Origin of the sequence: Sphingomonas sp. (genome assembly GCF_036402235.1) — a bacterium.
GTDB lineage: Bacteria > Pseudomonadota > Alphaproteobacteria > Sphingomonadales > Sphingomonadaceae > Sphingomonas.
In genome coordinates this window covers 46,151-62,581 of sequence record NZ_DASWTG010000023.1, presented here as the reverse complement: position 1 = coordinate 62,581, position 16,431 = coordinate 46,151, and the positions used below count along the sequence as shown (strand labels likewise).

General features: G+C 66.8%; 22 protein-coding genes. 14 read left to right on the top strand and 8 right to left on the bottom strand.

Features of this window, described 5'->3' with window-relative positions:
• Positions 1–30 precede the first annotated feature (30 nt).
• Entirely contained in the window at positions 31–750 is a 720-nt protein-coding gene (locus VGD28_RS04975; protein WP_331027219.1) for a dienelactone hydrolase family protein, read from the bottom strand.
• A 123-nt stretch (positions 751–873) separates the two neighbouring features.
• Here VGD28_RS04975 and gpmA point away from each other — a divergent pair, with 123 nt between their 5' ends.
• Positions 874–1,560, top strand: a complete 687-nt coding sequence (gene gpmA, locus VGD28_RS04970; RefSeq protein WP_331027218.1) for a 2,3-diphosphoglycerate-dependent phosphoglycerate mutase — start codon at positions 874–876, stop codon at positions 1,558–1,560.
• 3 nt (positions 1,561–1,563) lie between these two features.
• Here gpmA and VGD28_RS04965 read toward each other — a convergent pair whose 3' ends face one another.
• Positions 1,564–1,896, bottom strand: a complete 333-nt coding sequence (locus VGD28_RS04965) for a hypothetical protein (RefSeq protein ID WP_331027217.1) — start codon at positions 1,894–1,896, stop codon at positions 1,564–1,566.
• Between the two features lie 65 nt (positions 1,897–1,961).
• Complete coding sequence (locus VGD28_RS04960; RefSeq protein WP_331027216.1) at positions 1,962–2,387, bottom strand: OsmC family protein; 426 nt, start codon at positions 2,385–2,387, stop codon at positions 1,962–1,964.
• 110 nt (positions 2,388–2,497) lie between these two features.
• On the opposite strand from VGD28_RS04960, the gene VGD28_RS04955 reads away from it, so the two are divergent.
• The 3 genes from VGD28_RS04955 to VGD28_RS04945 all read left to right on the top strand — a co-directional run bounded on the left by VGD28_RS04955 (position 2,498) and on the right by VGD28_RS04945 (position 5,405).
• Positions 2,498–3,595, top strand: a complete 1,098-nt coding sequence (locus tag VGD28_RS04955; protein ID WP_331027215.1) for a sensor histidine kinase — start codon at positions 2,498–2,500, stop codon at positions 3,593–3,595.
• Positions 3,596–3,697: 102 nt separating this feature from the next.
• Positions 3,698–4,498, top strand: coding sequence for a LytTR family DNA-binding domain-containing protein (locus VGD28_RS04950; protein ID WP_331027214.1), 801 nt, complete (start codon positions 3,698–3,700; stop codon positions 4,496–4,498).
• A gap of 154 nt (positions 4,499–4,652) precedes the next feature.
• The gene (locus VGD28_RS04945) at positions 4,653–5,405 is read left to right on the top strand and encodes an isocitrate lyase/phosphoenolpyruvate mutase family protein (protein ID WP_331027213.1); all 753 of its coding nucleotides are present in this window, start codon (positions 4,653–4,655) and stop codon (positions 5,403–5,405) included.
• 94 nt (positions 5,406–5,499) lie between these two features.
• Here VGD28_RS04945 and VGD28_RS04940 read toward each other — a convergent pair whose 3' ends face one another.
• Both VGD28_RS04940 and VGD28_RS04935 read right to left on the bottom strand, forming a co-directional pair.
• On the bottom strand, positions 5,500–5,772 hold the full coding sequence (locus VGD28_RS04940; RefSeq protein WP_331027212.1) for a DUF3297 family protein: 273 nt from the start codon (positions 5,770–5,772) through the stop codon (positions 5,500–5,502).
• A gap of 86 nt (positions 5,773–5,858) precedes the next feature.
• A complete protein-coding gene (locus VGD28_RS04935; RefSeq protein WP_331027211.1) occupies positions 5,859–6,245 on the bottom strand; it encodes a hypothetical protein in 387 nt (128 codons plus the stop codon).
• A gap of 259 nt (positions 6,246–6,504) precedes the next feature.
• Between VGD28_RS04935 and VGD28_RS04930 the strand changes: the two genes are divergently transcribed.
• From VGD28_RS04930 to VGD28_RS04885, 10 genes are all read left to right on the top strand, one after another.
• Entirely contained in the window at positions 6,505–6,906 is a 402-nt protein-coding gene (locus tag VGD28_RS04930) for an EVE domain-containing protein (RefSeq protein WP_331027210.1), read from the top strand.
• Between the two features lie 52 nt (positions 6,907–6,958).
• Positions 6,959–7,411 (top strand): tol-pal system-associated acyl-CoA thioesterase, encoded by a 453-nt coding sequence (ybgC, locus tag VGD28_RS04925; protein WP_331027209.1) that lies wholly within the window; start codon positions 6,959–6,961, stop codon positions 7,409–7,411.
• A gap of 7 nt (positions 7,412–7,418) precedes the next feature.
• A complete protein-coding gene (tolQ, locus tag VGD28_RS04920; RefSeq protein WP_331027208.1) occupies positions 7,419–8,120 on the top strand; it encodes a protein TolQ in 702 nt (233 codons plus the stop codon).
• 179 nt (positions 8,121–8,299) lie between these two features.
• Positions 8,300–8,734 carry a protein TolR gene (tolR, locus tag VGD28_RS04915; RefSeq protein ID WP_331027207.1) on the top strand — a complete coding sequence of 145 codons (435 nt, stop codon included), beginning with the start codon at positions 8,300–8,302 and terminating at the stop codon, positions 8,732–8,734.
• Complete coding sequence (locus tag VGD28_RS04910; RefSeq protein ID WP_331027206.1) at positions 8,734–9,558, top strand: cell envelope biogenesis protein TolA; 825 nt, start codon at positions 8,734–8,736, stop codon at positions 9,556–9,558. Before tolR ends, VGD28_RS04910 begins: the two co-directional genes overlap by 1 nt.
• Positions 9,555–10,928 (top strand): Tol-Pal system beta propeller repeat protein TolB, encoded by a 1,374-nt coding sequence (gene tolB / locus VGD28_RS04905; RefSeq protein ID WP_331027205.1) that lies wholly within the window; start codon positions 9,555–9,557, stop codon positions 10,926–10,928. Before VGD28_RS04910 ends, tolB begins: the two co-directional genes overlap by 4 nt.
• A 50-nt stretch (positions 10,929–10,978) precedes the next feature.
• Complete coding sequence (gene pal / locus VGD28_RS04900; protein WP_331027204.1) at positions 10,979–11,491, top strand: peptidoglycan-associated lipoprotein Pal; 513 nt, start codon at positions 10,979–10,981, stop codon at positions 11,489–11,491.
• Between the two features lie 421 nt (positions 11,492–11,912).
• The gene (locus tag VGD28_RS04895; RefSeq protein WP_331027203.1) at positions 11,913–12,806 is read left to right on the top strand and encodes an SPFH domain-containing protein; all 894 of its coding nucleotides are present in this window, start codon (positions 11,913–11,915) and stop codon (positions 12,804–12,806) included.
• A gap of 7 nt (positions 12,807–12,813) precedes the next feature.
• Complete coding sequence (locus VGD28_RS04890; RefSeq protein WP_331027202.1) at positions 12,814–13,029, top strand: toxin-antitoxin system HicB family antitoxin; 216 nt, start codon at positions 12,814–12,816, stop codon at positions 13,027–13,029.
• A gap of 1 nt (position 13,030) precedes the next feature.
• Positions 13,031–13,243, top strand: coding sequence for a hypothetical protein (locus tag VGD28_RS04885; protein WP_331027201.1), 213 nt, complete (start codon positions 13,031–13,033; stop codon positions 13,241–13,243).
• A gap of 4 nt (positions 13,244–13,247) precedes the next feature.
• Here VGD28_RS04885 and VGD28_RS04880 read toward each other — a convergent pair whose 3' ends face one another.
• The 3 genes from VGD28_RS04880 to VGD28_RS04870 all read right to left on the bottom strand — a co-directional run bounded on the left by VGD28_RS04880 (position 13,248) and on the right by VGD28_RS04870 (position 16,430).
• The gene (locus tag VGD28_RS04880) at positions 13,248–14,120 is read right to left on the bottom strand and encodes a S1/P1 nuclease (RefSeq protein ID WP_331027223.1); all 873 of its coding nucleotides are present in this window, start codon (positions 14,118–14,120) and stop codon (positions 13,248–13,250) included.
• 174 nt (positions 14,121–14,294) lie between these two features.
• Complete coding sequence (locus VGD28_RS04875) at positions 14,295–15,281, bottom strand: isoaspartyl peptidase/L-asparaginase family protein (protein WP_414714468.1); 987 nt, start codon at positions 15,279–15,281, stop codon at positions 14,295–14,297.
• Positions 15,282–16,430: an acyltransferase family protein gene (locus tag VGD28_RS04870; RefSeq protein WP_331027200.1), complete on the bottom strand. Its 1,149-nt coding sequence runs from the start codon at positions 16,428–16,430 to the stop codon at positions 15,282–15,284.
• Position 16,431 lies beyond the last annotated feature (1 nt).

The window sequence follows — 16,431 nt, the reverse complement described above, 5'->3', positions numbered from 1 at the left end:
CCACCTCCCCCTGGCGGGGGAGGATTCGAGTCAAGCAAACAACTCGCCCAGAAAATCCCGCATCGCCTGCCAGCTGCGTCGGTCGGCGTTCGCGTCATAACCGAACCCCGGCCGCATGCCCGGCTTCACGCTCGCATCGGTGAAGGCGTGCCCGGCATGGCCATAGCCGTGCAGCTGCCAGTCGGCGCCCGCTTCCGTCAGCTCCGCAGCCAGCGCGGTCACCGCAGCAGGCGGGGCCAGCGGATCGTCCCAGCCGTGGCAGATCAGCAGCTTGGCAGCGATCGGCTTGGAATAATCATAACCCGGGGGATCGAAGATGCCGTGAAACGCCACCACGCCCAGCACGCCGCCGGAGCGCGCGAGGTCGATCACCGACTTGCCCCCGAAGCAATAGCCGATCGCCGCGGTCTGCGCGGCATCGACCTGCGGCAGCGCCTTCATCGCCGCGACGCCGGCATGCAGCCGGTCGCGCAGCAGCGCGCGGTCGGCGTTGAGCTGGTTCATGTACAGCGCCGGATCGGGCGATTCGCGTGTCGTTCGCTTCCCCTGGCCATAGGTGTCGGCAACGAACCCGACATAGCCCAAAGCCGCCAGCCGCTCGGCGACCACGCGGTCCTGCTCCTTCTCGCCCAGTACATTGGGGACGATCATCACGCCGGGCCGCGCCTCGCCCCATGCCGGATCGAATGCCGCGACGCCCTCGAACGGGCCGCCCGGCCCGTCATACACGATGGTCTGCCGCTCGATCATATCAACCTCCGTTCGCCCTGAGCCTGTCGAAGGGCCTTCTTCGCACCTATGAAGAAGAACAGGGCTTCGACAAGCTCAGCCCGAACGGTAAGGGGGCGTGACCCAGCAAGAAGGAAGCACTGAATGCCCACGCTCGTCCTGATCCGCCACGGCCAGTCCGCCTGGAACCTGGAGAACCGCTTTACCGGCTGGTGGGACGTCGATCTGACCGAGCAGGGCATCCGGGAGGCCTGGGCCGCAGGTGAGCTGATGAAGGAGAAGGGCCTCGACTTCGACCTGACCTTCACCAGCTTCCAGAGCCGCGCGATCAAGACGCTGAACCTGGCGCTCGAGGCGATGGGCCGGCTGTGGCTGCCGACCGAGAAGAGCTGGAAATTGAATGAGCGCCACTATGGCGGCCTCACCGGGCTCGACAAGGCCGAGACCGCAGCGAAGCATGGCGACGACCAGGTCAAGCTGTGGCGCCGCAGCTTCGACATCCCGCCCCCGCTGCCCGAGGAAGGCTCGCCCTGGGACCTCGCGCAGGACGTGCGCTACAAGGGCATCCCGATCCCGCAGACCGAGAGCCTCAGGGACACGATCGCCCGCGTCCTGCCCTATTGGGAGGAGCGCATCGCGCCCGAGCTCAAGGCGGGGAAGCGCGTTCTGATCGCAGCGCACGGCAATTCGCTGCGCGCGCTGGTCAAGCATCTGTCGGGCATTTCCGACGCCGACATCACCGGGCTCGAGATTCCGACCGGCCAGCCGATCGTCTATGAGCTGGCCGACGATCTGACGCCGACCGACCGCTATTATCTCAACGAGCGCTGAGCCTCAGGTCTCGTAGGCCGGCTCGGTCCGCGCCTCGACCAGAGTCGGCGCCGGGCCGGTCGCGGGCCGCAGCCCTTCGCGCTCGCTCGCGGGGACCGGCGCCGTCGGATCGGGCCGGAACGCCTCGGGCGCGCGGTCACCCGGCCCCGGTCGCTCGCGATCAAGCGCGAGATCAGGCGCTTCGTGCTCGGCATTGCCCGGCCCGCGCAGCCGTATCGCGGCATAGCCGATCACCGCGGCGCCCGCCGCGATCGCCGCCGCGCCGAGCGAGATGGTGGCGATGCCCGGCCCGTCCGAGCCGTTCGCCTTGGACTTCTTCTGCTTCTTCTTGGCCATGGGTGCCTCGCCTCAACGTCAGGGGATTTCCCCGACAACGGGCGAGACACCCGCGCCGTTCCGCTTCAGCTCAGCGTATGAGTCAGCGTGATCTCGGCATTGAGCAGCTTCGAGACCGGGCAGTTGGCCTTGGCCTCCTGCGCCAGCTTCTCGAACTCGGCCGGATCGATGCCCGGGATCGAGGCGGTGAGGGTGAGGTCCGATCGCGTGATCGCGAAGCCGCCGTCCTTCTGCTCCAGCTTGATCGCGGCCTTGGTCTCCAGCGTCCCCTCCGAATAGCCCGCGCGGGCAAGGCCGAAGCTCAGCGCCATGGTGAAGCAGCCGGCATGCGCCGCCGCGATCAGCTCCTCCGGATTCGTGCCCGGCTCGTCCTCGAAGCGCGTATTGAAGCCGTAATATTGATCGGCCAGCACCCCCGACTGGGTGGTGATCGCGCCCTTCCCTTCCTTGCCGAAGCCGGAATAGCGGGCGGTGGCGGTGCGGGTGGTCATGGGAACATCTCCTCGTTGCAGCACGTTCGATTCGATTGCGTAACGCCGGGATAGCGCAAGGTGTCCCGCTTTGCGCGCGCAGGATTACCGATTAGAGAAATCGAAATCGCATGCAGAACCCGGCCGTCCTTTCCCGTCCCTTCTTCGAACAGAAGAGCCGCGCCTTCTGGCTGCTCCAGGGGGCGGGCTGGGGCGGCTATCTCATGCTGCGTGCGGTCTCGAACTTCTCCAACCGCACCTTCAGCTTCGAGGATCTGATCCGCGTCACGATCGAATCGATCGTCGGCTATTGCCTGACGCTGCTGCTCTCCGCGCTCTACGGCTATTATCGCCGCCTGCCCCGGATCACCGGCATCCTCGCGACGATCGCGACGCTCGCCGGGGCGACGCTCGTCTATGCCGTGCTCACCGCCTTCACCGTCTCGGTGATGCGCGGCGATGCGGGGATCGAGATCCCGCTGGTGCTGGGCAGCCTGTTCCTCAACTTCACCGTGCTGGCCGGCTGGTCGGCGCTCTATTTCGGCATCAACTTCTACCTGATCGTCGAGGACCAGATCGACCGGATGGAGATGCTCGAGAATCAGGCGAGCTCGGCCCAGCTGGCGATGCTGCGCTACCAGCTCAATCCGCATTTCCTGTTCAACACGCTGAACTCGATCTCGACGCTCGTCCTGCTCAAGCAGACCGACCGCGCCAATGCGATGCTCGCGCGGCTCTCCAACTTCCTGCGCTACACGCTCGCCAACGAGCCGACCGCGCACGTCACGCTGGCGCAGGAGGTGGAGACGCTAAAGCTCTATCTCGAGATCGAGAAGATGCGCTTCGACGAGCGGCTGAAGGCCGTGTTCGACATCGATCCGCGCGCAGTGAAGGCGCGCCTGCCCTCGCTGCTGCTGCAGCCGCTGGTCGAGAACGCGATCAAATATGCCGTCACTCCGCAGGAAGAGGGCGCCGAAATCGCGGTCGCGGCTCGGCTCACCGGCGAACGGGTGCAGATCACCGTATCGGACACCGGCCCGGGATTGATCGAGGGCAAGAACCGGCCAAGCCTTTCAACCGGGGTCGGGCTTACCAATATAAGGGAACGTCTGGCGCAGGCTTTCGGGCCGGATCATCGTTTCGACACGCGGTCGGACCCTGGACGGGGCTTTCGCGTGGAGATCGAAATTCCGTTCCAGGTCGAGGAGCAAGCCAAGGAGGCTGCCTGACCGGAACCGCGCCGTAACGAACTCGTTTGAGTGTCAAAAGGCAGGGGATTGTAGGCAGCGCCGGGGGCATCGGCGCAGCACCGGTTGAAAGTAAGAGGAATCATGACGATCCGCACCATCCTGGTCGATGACGAACCCCTGGCGATCCAGGGCCTCGAGCTGCGGCTCCAGGCGCACGAAGATGTCGAGATCATCGACAAATGCCAGAACGGCCGCGAGGCGATCCGCGCGATCAAGACCCACAAGCCCGACCTCGTCTTCCTCGACATCCAGATGCCCGGCTTCGACGGCTTCTCGGTCGTGCAGGGGCTGATGGAGGTCGAGCCGCCGCTGTTCGTGTTCGTCACCGCCTATTCGGACCATGCGATCCGCGCGTTCGAGGCGAATGCGATGGACTATCTGATGAAGCCCGTGGACGAGGCCCGCCTCGCCGACACGCTCGAGCGCGTCCGCCAGCGCCTGACCGAGAAGCGCGGCGTCGAGGAGGTCGAGAAGCTCAAGGAGGTGCTGGCCGAGGTCGCACCGGATGCCGTCGAGGAATTCGCCGGCGACAATCCCGAGGTCTCCTCCAACCGCTACGAGAAGCTGATCAACATCAAGGATCGCGGCCAGATCTTCCGGGTCGACGTCGACACGATCGAGGTGGTCGAGGCCGCGGGCGATTACATGTGCATCAAGACTGCGGACAACACGCTGGTGCTGCGCGAGACGATGAAGGATCTGGAGAAGCGCCTCGATCCGCGCCGCTTCCAGCGCGTCCACCGCTCGACCATCGTCAATCTCGATCAGGTCAAGCAGGTCAAGCCGCACACCAACGGCGAATGCTTCCTGATCCTCGATTCGGGATCGCAGGTGAAGGTCAGCCGCTCCTATCGCGACGTGGTGGCACGCTTCGTCCACTGAGGATCCGGCTTCTCCGATTCTCCCCCGCCAGGGGGAGGTGGCGCGCATAGCGCGACGGAGGGGGAGGATTGGGTAGGTCCCACGACTTCACCGCATCTTTCGGGTTGTTCCCCCTTCGTTCCAGCAGTAGAAGCACTGGAAACAGGAGGATCCCATGACCGACAAGTTCGATCGCTTCGCTGCGCTGCACGCACCGCGCGCGCCGCTGGTGCTATTCAACATCTGGGACCCGGGCTCGGCAAAGGCCGTCGCCGCTGCCGGAGCGAAGGCGATCGCCACCGGCAGCGCCTCGGTCGCGATGGCGAACGGCTTTGCCGATGGCGAGGCTGTCCCGCTCGATTTGGTGCTCGACAATGCCGCGCGCATCGTCGCGGCGGTCGAGGTGCCGGTGACTATCGACTTCGAGGGCGGCTATGCGGTCGATCCGGACGCGGTGGGAGCCAATGTTGCGCGGCTCGCGGCGACCGGCGCGGTCGGCTGCAATTTCGAGGATCAGGTGGTCGGCGGCGAGGGACTCCATCCCTGCGCCTTCCAGGCCGAGCGAATCGCCGCGATCCGTGCCGCGACCGGCCCCGCCTTCTTCATCAACGCGCGCACCGACATCTTCCTGCAGGCCAGGGCCGACACGCATGACGAGGCCAAGGTCGATGCCGCGATCGAGCGCGCCCATGCCTATGCCAAGGCCGGGGCGAGCGGCTTCTTCGTCCCCGGGCTCGCCGATCCTGATCTGCTCGCCCGAGTCTGCTGGGAATCGCCGCTGCCGGTGAACTTCATGGCCTTTCCCGGCGCGCCGGATGCCGCAGCCGTCGCCGCGGCGGGCGTCGCCCGGATCAGCCACGGCCCCTTCCCCTATCGCGCAGCGATGCAGGGGCTTGAGGATGCCGCGCGGGCGGTGTTGAGGGCATAAGCCCATTGCCGTCACCCCAGCGAAAGCTGGGGTCTCGCGTCACACGCGGCACGCCAAGAGGATGGAGACCCCAGCTTTCGCTGGGGTGACGGAATCAGGCCTCTTCCGAAGCCTCGCCTTCACCTTCGGGCGCAGTCTCGAACCACGCCTCGACCGGGCCGTTGAGCTTGATCGTCAGCGGATCGCCCTTGCGGTCGGTCTTCTTGCCCAGCTGCACGCGAATCCAGCCTTCGGAAATGCAATATTCCTCGACGTCGCGGCGCTGATTGCCCTTGAAGCGGATGCCGATGCCGCGCTGAAGCAGCTCGGCGTTGAAATGCGGGCTCTTCGGGTTGACCGAGAGCCGATCGGGAGGGGTGTCGCTCATGGCGCGCGCGTTTAGCCCAAGCTTCGCGCAAACAAAAGCGGCGCGGGAATGAACCCGCGCCGCCCTTGTCACCGCTGTGCTTGGGGTCAGCAGTAACGAACCCGGACCCGGCGCCCCAGATAGGGGTCGTACACGCGCCGGATCGAGCAGCCGCGCCAGCCACGGCGCTCATAATGGCGGTAGTAGTAACCGTCGCGCGGATAGTAGCCGCGGTCGCGGTAATACGGCCGGTCATAGTCGTAATAATAGCGGTCATAGTCGTAATAGCGGCGGTCGTAGCGATCATAATAGCGATCGCGGTTCGACCCTGCGATGGCCGCGCCGATCGCGATGCCCGCGATGCCGGCGACGATCGCCGTCCCGGTATGGTCGCGGTCGCGATGGCGCCAGCGCTGCGCCTCCGCCGGAGCTGCGGCGGTGAGCGCGGTGGCGCCGAGCGTCAATCCGAGCACCGCCTTGGTGATGGTCTGCATGACTTCCTCCTCGTGCAAATCTGCACCTCTCGACGCCGGAAACGCATAGGCGGGCGTCTTGGATGCAGAGTGGCCGAGTCGTCCTGAACTCCCGCGGAATCGCATGTTCACTTGCGGTTTAGACACTTTTCGTTTTGGAAGGGCGGCACCGGTCCGCTCCCCCACCCGGCCACCCATAGAATACACTTGCGCTGGGTGGCCGGGTGGGGAGCGGGCCGGTGCCGCGTCGGCGAAGCCGGCACAGACAAGGAACTTCCCCATGAACCTCTGGCTGATGAAGTCCGAGCCCGAAACCTTCAGCTGGGACGATCTGGTCCGCGACGGCAAGACCGAGTGGGACGGCGTGCGCAACTATACCGCCGCGGGCAATCTGCGCGCGATGAAGAAGGGCGACCGCGCCTTCTTCTACCACAGCGTCCAGGGGCTGGAGATCGTCGGCATCATGGAGGTGAGCCGCGAGGCGAAGCCCGACGGCGACGGCAAGCACTGGGTCTCGGTCGAGGTGAAGCCGGTCGAGCCGCTGAAGAAGCCGGTCACGCTCAAGCAGGTCAAGGCCGAGCCCGCCCTCGCGGCGATGGAATTGGTCAAATTCTCCCGCCTCTCGGTCGGCAAGGTCACGCCCGACGAGTGGAAGCAGGTTATCGACATGTCGAAGGCGTAACATCCCGCTTTACCTTTATCTCGCCGCATCGCTGGGCTAGGTGCGGACACCCATGCCCGCCGACGACCCCGTGATCGCCGGCCGCTTCGACGGTCTGGAGCATCGTTTCCCGGTTCGTGTCTATTTCGAGGACACGGACCTGTCGGGGGTGGTCTATCACGCCAACTATCTGCGCTTCATGGAGCGCGCGCGGTCGGACATGCTGCGCCTGGCCGGCATCGACCAGCGCGCCGCGCACGAGGCGGGCGAAGGCGCCTATGCCGTCACGCGGATGCAACTGCGATTTGCTGCACCCGCCAGGCTCGATGACGCGTTGACCGTCGTCAGCCGGCTGGTCCGCGTGCGCGCGGCGTCAGTCGATATTCAGCAACGAGTCATGCGGCACGACGAATTGCTGGTCCAGGCAGAGGTCGAAGCCGCGTTCGTGGCGCCCAGCGGGCGTCCGAAGCGGCAACCGGCCCGATGGGTGGACGCGTTCGTGCCGCTTGTATCGAAGGGGAATTGAGCGACACATGGACTGGTTTGTGAATACCGACGCCGCGACCCTGTCGCCGCTGGGCCTGTTCCTGCAGGCGGACTGGGTGGTGAAGGCGGTGATGGTGGGGCTGCTGCTCGCCAGCATCTGGACCTGGGGCATCATCTTCTCCTTACGCGGCCGCATTGCCGCCGCGCGCAAGTCGACCGACGCGTTCGAGCGCGACTATCGCAAGAGCGACGATATCGACGTCTTCTACCGCATGCATGGCGACGCCGCCCATCCGGTCGCGCGCGTCTTTGCCGCGGGCGTCACCGAATGGCGCCGCTCGACCGGCGGCCGCGCGCTCGACAAGGAAGGCACGCGTGAGCGCCTCGCCACCACCATGGGCGCCGCCGTCGCGCATGAGATCGACAAGCTCTCCGACCGCCTCAACATCCTCGCCACGGTCGGCGCGGTGGCGCCGTTCGTCGGCCTGTTCGGCACCGTCTGGGGCATCATGCGCAGCTTCACCGCGATCGCCAGCGAGCAGAACACCTCGCTCGCCGTGGTCGCGCCGGGCATCGCCGAGGCGCTGTTCGCCACGGCGATCGGCCTGTTCTCGGCGATCCCCGCGGTGATCGCGTACAACCGCTTCAGCCACGGCATCAACAAGGTCGAGGCGCACCTCAACCGCTTCGCCGACGGCTTCCACGCGACGCTCAGCCGCCAGCTCGATAATGGGGGCGCGGGGCTGTGATCAGCACGTTCAAACTCCTCCCCCGACGGGGGAGGTGGCATCGCGAAGCGAGGACGGAGGGGCCGCCCCGTAGAGGGCGGAATTTTGCCGAGCTGTTCCCGGCCGTCTGCGCGGCCGCCCCTCCACCACTCGCTTCGCGAGCGGTCCCCCTCCCCCAGACAAGCTGGGGGAGGATTTAGATGGGCGCCAACCTCCCCTCCGCCCGCGGCAAGGGCCGCCGCGCGCCGATGGCGGACATCAACGTCACGCCGCTGGTCGACGTGATGCTGGTGCTGCTGATCATCTTCATGGTCACCGCGCCGCTGCTCACCGCCGGCGTTCAGGTGAACCTGCCCGAAAGCCGTGCCAAGGCGCTCGATCAGGACGCCAAGCCCGTCCAGATCTCGATCGACCAGCAGGGCAAGCTCTATCTCGATAACAGCGAGGTCACCGAGGAAGGCCTGCCCGCCCTGCTCGAGGAAATCTCGGCCCAGCGCGGCGACGACAAGCCGCAGGTCTATCTGCGCGCCGACCTGCGCCTCGAATATGGCAAGGTCATGCGCGTGATGGGCGAATTGAACCGCGTCGGCCTCAACAAGGTGTCGCTGGTGACCACCCCGGTGGACGGCGGCTGATGGCAGTGGCGCTCGATCGTGGCGAGGGAACCGGACTTGGCCTGGCGGTGCTGGGCCATGTGATCCTGTTCGGCCTGCTGACGGTCGGCTTCCTCGCCACGCCCAATCCCGCAAAGCTCGAGCCCACCCCGATCGAAATCTCGCTGACGGACGACGCGGGCCTCAAGAGCGAGGCGCCGGTGATCAACCGCGAAGCCCCCGCCGAACGGCTCGCCGAAGTCCCCGCCCCGCCCGAGCCTGTGACCCCGCCCCCCACGGCGCAGCCCGAACCCGAGCCGGTGGCCCGCCCCAACCCCACACCGCCCAAGGCCGAACCGCGCCCGGCCCCCAAGAAACCGGAACCGCCCAAGGCCGAGCCGAAGAAAGCCAGCGCTGCCGCGCCCAAGGCACCGGCCAGACCGACGACGCGCGAGGTTCGCCCCACCGGCCGTCTCACCGGCATCGTCGACGGCCTCACCGACCAGCCGAGCAAGGGCAAGGCGAAGGCGCCGCAGGCCAGCCAGATCGGACCCGCGGTCAAGTCGAGCCTCGCCGCCGAAGTCATCCGCCAGCTCCGCCCGCACTGGCGCTCGCCCACCGGCGCCGACGTCGAGCTGCTGCGCACCACGGTCGAGATCCGGCTCAATCGCGACGGCTCGCTTGCCGCGCCGCCGCGCGTGATCAACCAGACCGGCGTCAACGCCAGTAACCGCGCCCAGGCCGATCTGCACAAGGAGCGCGCGCTCAACGCCGCGCGCCTCGCCGCCCCCTTCAACCTCCCGGCCGAATATTACGACGCCTGGAAACTTCTCCGCCCCAACTTCGACAGGAACCTCAGCCGATGAAGCCCGTATTCTCGCTCGTCGCCCTCCTGGTCGCAGCGCCCGTCGCCGCGCAGCAGGTGACCCCGCCGCCCATCCCCGCTCCCGGCGCTGCTCCGGCGCAGGAGGAAGAGGGCCTGAGCGTCGATGTGACCGACACCGCCTCGGCCGATCTCACCATCATGATCCCCGCCATGCCCACGACACAGGCGGTGCAGACCCCGGCGGGCAATACCGAAGCGCTCGGCCGCCAGATCGCCGATGTGATCGCTGCGGACCTGCGCAACACCGGCCTGTTCAAGCCGGTCGGCCCCAATGGCATCCGTACGCCGGGAGTGGCCGAGGTCCGCGCGCCGGACTTCACTTACTGGCGCAACGGCAGCGCGCAGGCGCTGGTGCAGGGCTATGTCCAGGCGGGCGCGGGCGGGCGGCTGACTGTCGGCTGCTATCTCTACGATGTCGCGCTCGGCACCCAGCTCACCCGGTCGGGGTTCGAGGTCGGTCCGTCCGACTGGCGCCGCGCCGCGCATAAATGCGCCGACGCGATCTATACTCGCCTGTCGGGCGAAGGCCCCTATTTCGACAGCCGCGTCGTCTATGTTTCGGAGACCGGCCCCAAGAACAGGCGCATCAAGCGGCTCGCGATCATGGACCAGGACGGCGCCAATCATCGCTTCCTGACCAACGGCCAGTCGATCGTGCTGACCCCGCGCCTGTCGCCCGACGACCGCCGCATCGCCTATATGAGCTATCAGGGCGACAAGCCCGCGCTGTACGTCTACGACTTGTCGAACGGCACGCAGCGGCTGCTCGTCACCAATGTCAGCCTCGCCTTCGCGCCGCGCTTCTCGCCGGACGGGCGCTGGATCCTGTTCACCATGTCCACCGCGGGCAATGCCGACATCTACCGCGTCGCCACCGCGGGCGGATCGCCGCAGCGGCTGACCAGCGGCCCCGGCATCGACACCGGCGGCAGCTACTCGCCCGATGGCAGCAAGATTGTGTTCGAGAGCGACCGCTCGGGCACGCAGCAGCTCTATGTGATGAACGCCGACGGTTCCAACCAGCAGCGGATCAGCTTCGGCGGCGGCCGCTACGCCACCCCGGTATGGAGCCCGCGCGGCGACCTGATCGCCTTCACCCGCATGGGCGGCGGCTTCCGCATCGGCGTGATGAGCCCCTCGGGCGGCGGCGAGAAATTGCTGACCGACGCCTGGGGCGATGAGGGGCCGAGCTGGTCGCCCAACGGCCGCGTGCTGATGTTCTATCGCGGCGCGCAGGGCCGTGCGGGCAAGGCCGATGTCTGGGCGGTGGACCTCACCGGCAGCAATGCGCGGCGCATCCCCACCCCGCTCGATGGATCCGATCCGGCCTGGGGACCGTTACGTCCCTGATCGAGATCGTTCCGCTCACGAAATCTGTAAATGCCTAGGAGATACGACCAATGGCAAAGCTTAGAACCGCCCTCATCATCGCTTCGATGGCCGTCGCCGTCGCCGGCTGCTCGAAGAAGCGCCCCGAGACGCTCCCGCCGGGCCCCGGCCCGGTCGAGCCCGGCCCCGATACGGGCACCGACACCAGCGGCGCCGTCCAGCCCGGCACCGCGGCGCATTTCAAGCAGAATGTGTCGAGCGACACGATCCACTTCGCGCTCGACCAGTATGACATCGACGCGCAGGCGCGCACGATCCTTGACAGCCAGGCACAGTGGCTGACGCAGTATCCGAACACGCGCATCACGCTGGAGGGCCATGCCGACGAGCGCGGCACGCGCGAATACAACCTCGCGCTGGGCGACCGCCGCGCCAATGCCGCGAAGAACTATCTCGCGGCGCGCGGCGTCTCGGCGACGCGCATCACCACGATCAGCTACGGCAAGGAACGCCCGATCGCGCTCGGCTCGGACGAGCAGAGCTGGGCGCAGAACCGCCGCGCGGTGACGATCGTCATCAACTGATCGCCAGCACGGGACGAACGAAGGGGCGCGGGCCGCAGGGTCCGCGCCCCCTTTTCGTTGCGGAGGCCTCCAAAATCCTACCCCGCCAGGGGAGTGGCATGCGAAGCATGACGGAGGGGGAGGTCCGCACCCCGCTGACGGCTTGCGAACTGCCCGTCATCCCGGCCTTGTGCCGGGATGACGGAGAAGAGAGACGACCGCAAGCGATCCATTGCGGATGTTGGCATCCTCCACCCTACCGTCACCCTGAACTTGTTTCAGGGTCCATTTCTCCTCCCGCGACTTCGCCGCATGTGGCGCGATGAAGCCGCCCGACGCTTAAAAATGACCCGCGCATCCCGCAACTTTGCCCGCCGCCGATTCCGCTTGCGCATCCCGGAATCTGATATAAAAGTGATATCATCTTTTACGGGAGGCAAACATGTCCGAGTCGAACCCCCGCGCGCTCCGCAGCAGCGCCGAGCGCCCTGCATCGACCGCCAGCGGCTATGCCATGCTGCTGGTCGTGCTGATCGCGTTGCTCGCCATCGCCTTCTCCGCGCCGCAGATCGGCGAGGGCCTCTGGGCCCCGCTGGTGACGGTCGCGGGCGGGCTCACGCTCGCCTTCGTGTCGATCGGCTTCTACCTGCTCCAGCCCAATCAGGCGGCGGCGATCCTGCTGTTCGGCGAGTATCAGGGCACCGATCGCAGCACCGGGCTGCGCTGGGCATGGCCGTGGCTGATCAAGAAGAAGATATCGGTCCGCATCCACAACATCACCTCGGAACGGCTCAAGGTGAACGACCTGCGCGGCAACCCGATCGAGATCGCATCGAACGTGGTGTGGCGCGTCGCCGATACCGCGCAGGCGCTGTTCGACGTCGATGACTATCGCGAGTTCGTCCACATCCAGATCGAGAGCGCGGTGCGCGCGATCGGCTCGCGCTACCCCTATGACGACTTCACGCATGAGGAGATGACACTGCGCGGCAATGCCGAGCATGTCAGCGAGGAACTGCGCACCGAGCTGCAGGAGCGGGTCGAGATGGCCGGCGTGCATATCGACGAATGCCGCCTCACCCACCTCGCCTATGCGCAGGAGATCGCCCAGGCGATGCTCCGCCGCCAGCAGGCCGAGGCGGTGATCGCCGCGCGGCAGAAGCTGGTCGAGGGCGCTGTGTCGATGGTCGAGACCGCGCTGGAGCAGCTTTCCGACAAGAATGTCGTCGAGCTCGATGACGAGCGACGCGCGGCGATGGTCTCCAACCTGATGGTCGTGCTCTGCTCGGAGCGCGACACCCAGCCGGTGGTGAACGCGGGCTCGCTCTACCAGTAACCGTGTCGTGAGCGCCCCGCCCAAAAAGGCATTCCCGCTCCGTCTCGATCCCGCGCTCCATGCCGCGATCGAGCGGAGCGCGGCGACCGACCTGCGCAGCGTCAACGCGCAGGTGGAATGCCTGCTGCGCGAGGCGCTGGCCCGGCGCGGGGTCAAGCTGGCGGACCCGGTGCGCGCCAAACGTGGCCGGCCTGCCAAGGACGCGGCCAAGGAGGAAAGTTGAGATGCGCTCGAACGCTTGCCCCAAATGCCAGGGATCGATGGCGGAAGGCTTCGTGGTCACCGAACGCCACAGCATGCTGGCGCTGCTCAGCTGGTCGCGCGGTGCCCCGCGCAAGGGCTGGTGGGGCGTCAAGCCGGGCGAGGGCAAGCCGATCGAGATCAGCACCTGGCGGTGCCAGCGCTGCGGCTTCCTTGAAAATTATGCGCGAAGCTAAGCGATCACCGCTTCGGCTCCTCGGGCGGCGGCGGGCCGAACGCCTCGTCGAGCATCCGGGCGAGGCGCAGGCCGCCGCGGGTGATCTGCTGGCGCATCACCGGCACCAGCCGCTCGACCGTGGCGTCGTCCATCTTGCCGCGCGGCGGCATGTCGGTGCGGCACGGATCGCCGCCATAGGCGGCAGCATAGGCTTCTTTGGCGACTTCCCAATTCTCACGGCTCCAGTCCTCGACCGTTCCGGCGCCCATCGCCGCGCGCTGGCCCGCAGGATAGGCGACGATCAGCGGCGGCGGGGTCGAGATCGCCCGCTCGGCCAGCCACCCGTCCCAGATGGTGTGGAGGTTCAATCGCTCCGGTCCATAGATGCCGTAATCGGATCGCGCCCGGTTGCCGCCCAGGTCGCCCTTGTCCCCGGCATGCAGGGGCTGGTGCAGGTCGCCGACGAAATGGACGAGGAACGCAAGCGCCATCACCTTTTCGCGCACCGGCACCTTGGGGTCCTGCAGCAGCTTCACGTCGCGCTCGATCTGCGCCGACACGCAATTGCCGTCGGGGCAATTGCCCTTGAGCGTGAACGGCTTGCAGATGCTCACATTCTGATAGTGCCAGTTATAGGCATAGCTGAACCGCACGCCCAATGGCTTGATGCAGTCCGCCCACACGCTCGCCTGCTCGATCGTCTTCGCCGGGCAGGCCGGCGTCTCGAGCAGCCCCTGCTTCGCCAGCAGCCGGTCGATCGCGCGCCGCGTCTCGGGCTTCACGTTCCGGTAGGCGATCGATGCGATCGTCTCGTGCCCATATTCCCAATAGGCGAGCGCAGGCGTGGCGATAAGCGTCGCGGCGAGCGCGGCGGCGGCGAGGAAGCGGCGAATCATGCCGTCGCCATAGCCGGTCGATGCGACGAAATCGCTTGCAATTCGCAAATGTTCTATATATGTTCTGAGTGGGCCGCATGTTTCCCTGTCAATCTGGCGGCGCGCGCATCCGGACTGGCAGGCGGACCGGGGGATAGCGTAAACTTTGTGTAAACTTCCGGCGCGAACCGCCGTTCAGTCCTCGTCGCCGTAGATCGCGACGACCTTTTCACCGCTGGCCGAAACCTTGCCGCGATACATGCCCGGCGTGTTGAAGCTCCATGCCATCTCGCCGCTCGGACCGGTCAGGATCACCCCGCCGGTGCCGCCAAGATCGGCGGTTTCCTTCATCACAATGTCCGCCGCGGCCTTCAGACTCTCGCCCTTGAAGCGGACCCGCGCGCAGATCTCGTGCGCCACGCCCGCGCGGATGAAATACTCCCCCGCGCCGGTCGCCGAGACGGCGCAGGCGCGGTCGTCGGCATAGGTGCCCGCGCCAATCACCGGCGAATCGCCGATCCGGCCCCAGCGCTTGCCAGTGATCCCGCCGGTCGAGGTCGCCGCGGCGACATGGCCTTTCGCGTCCATCGCCACCGCACCGACCGTGCCGAACTTGCGGTCGATATCGAACCAGCTGGTCTTCTTCGCCTTGAGCGTCTCGAGCTGGCGCCGCCGCTCCTTGGTCGCGAAGTAAGAGGGAGCGACCTGCTCCAGCCCCTTCTCGGCGCTGAACTGGTCGGCGCCCTTGCCCGCCAGCATCACATGCGGGCTGCCCTCCATCACCTTGCGCGCGAGGCTGATCGGATTTCGCGTCCGCGTGACGCCGGCCACCGCTCCGGCGCGGCGTGTCGCACCGTCCATGATCGAAGCGTCGAGCTCGTTGGTGCCGTCATAGGTGAACACCGCGCCGCGGCCGGCATTGAAGCTCGGATCGTCCTCCAGCACCTTCACCGCAGCCTCGACCGCGTCGAGCGCGCTGCCGCCGCCGGCGAGCACCTTCGACCCGGCCTCCAGCGCCGTGTCCAGCCCCTTGCGCGCCGCCGCCTCGCGCTCGGGCGTCATCTTGGCCCGCTCCATCACACCGGCTCCGCCATGGATCACCAGCGTCCATTGCGGCTTGTCCTGCGCGGCAGCGGGAAGCGACATCAGCAGGGCTCCGGCGATGAGGGACAGGCGGATCATTCAGGCCTCCGGCTTGGGGCGCGGGCGGTCGCGCCGCTCCATCCTGAGGCCGATCAGCGGCCGCAGCAACGGAATCTCGCGGCCGACGCGGTAGAAGATCCAGCAACCCAGCGCGGTGGCGGGCACGAGGATCGCGAACTCGACGAACCCGGGCAGTCCGGTCTTGAGCAGCCAGTACATCGCGACGACGATGATCGTCTGGTGAATCAGATAGAAAGGAAACACCGCCTCGGTCAGCATGGGCCGCAGCCTGTGGTCGCGATTGAGGAACTGCTCTGCAAAGCCGATCAGCGCCGCGATCGTCATCCAGCACTGGATGTAGCGCGCCGCGAGCATCACCCGTCCCACCACCCAGGGCGGATCGGCGACATAGGCGATGTCGATCGCGACGGAGACGACATAGCCCGCAAGGCCGATCGCGGCGGCGGGTTTCCACAGCCGCGCGATCCACGCCATCACCGGCTCCGACCCCGCCAGCGCGAAGCCGAACAGGAAGGCGGGGAAATAGGCGAGATGCGCGATCCCGTCGTTGATCACGTCATGGCTGTCGCTCCAGCGCTGGAAGAGAACCACCTGCGTGATCAGCAAATAGGCCGCGGGTAGCCACAGCACGCGCGTGCCCGCCAGCAGCCGGTCGAACGCGCGCTGGAACCAGCCCCCGCCGGGCAGCAGCACGATCAGCGTCAACGCCAGCGTGTAGAGCCAGAGATAACCGACGAACCACAGATGGTTCCAGGTCGGCACGATGATCCCGGAGATCGTGCCGAAATCCCAATAGTCGCGCGTCCAGAAGGCCCAGTAGCCCGGCCGGTAGCCATGCTGCGTCACCAGCTCGACCCAGGTCTGCGGCGGGACGATCACCGCGACGCCGAACAGCAGCGGCACGATCAGCCGCCACGTCCGGTTGCCGGCGAAGCGGCCCAGCTTGCGCGACTTCATCCACAGCGCGCGGCTGGCATAGCCCGAGACGAGGAACAGCAAGGTCAGTCGCCAGGGGCTGGTGAACAGCATCGGCACCGTCACCCATTCGGCGGGCGTCACGGTCTTCACGTGATAGCCCCACGGCACGAAGACCATGCCGATATGATAGAGGATCAGGAGCCCGAATGCCCCGACCCGCAGCCAGTCCATGCCGTAATGCCGTTCCACC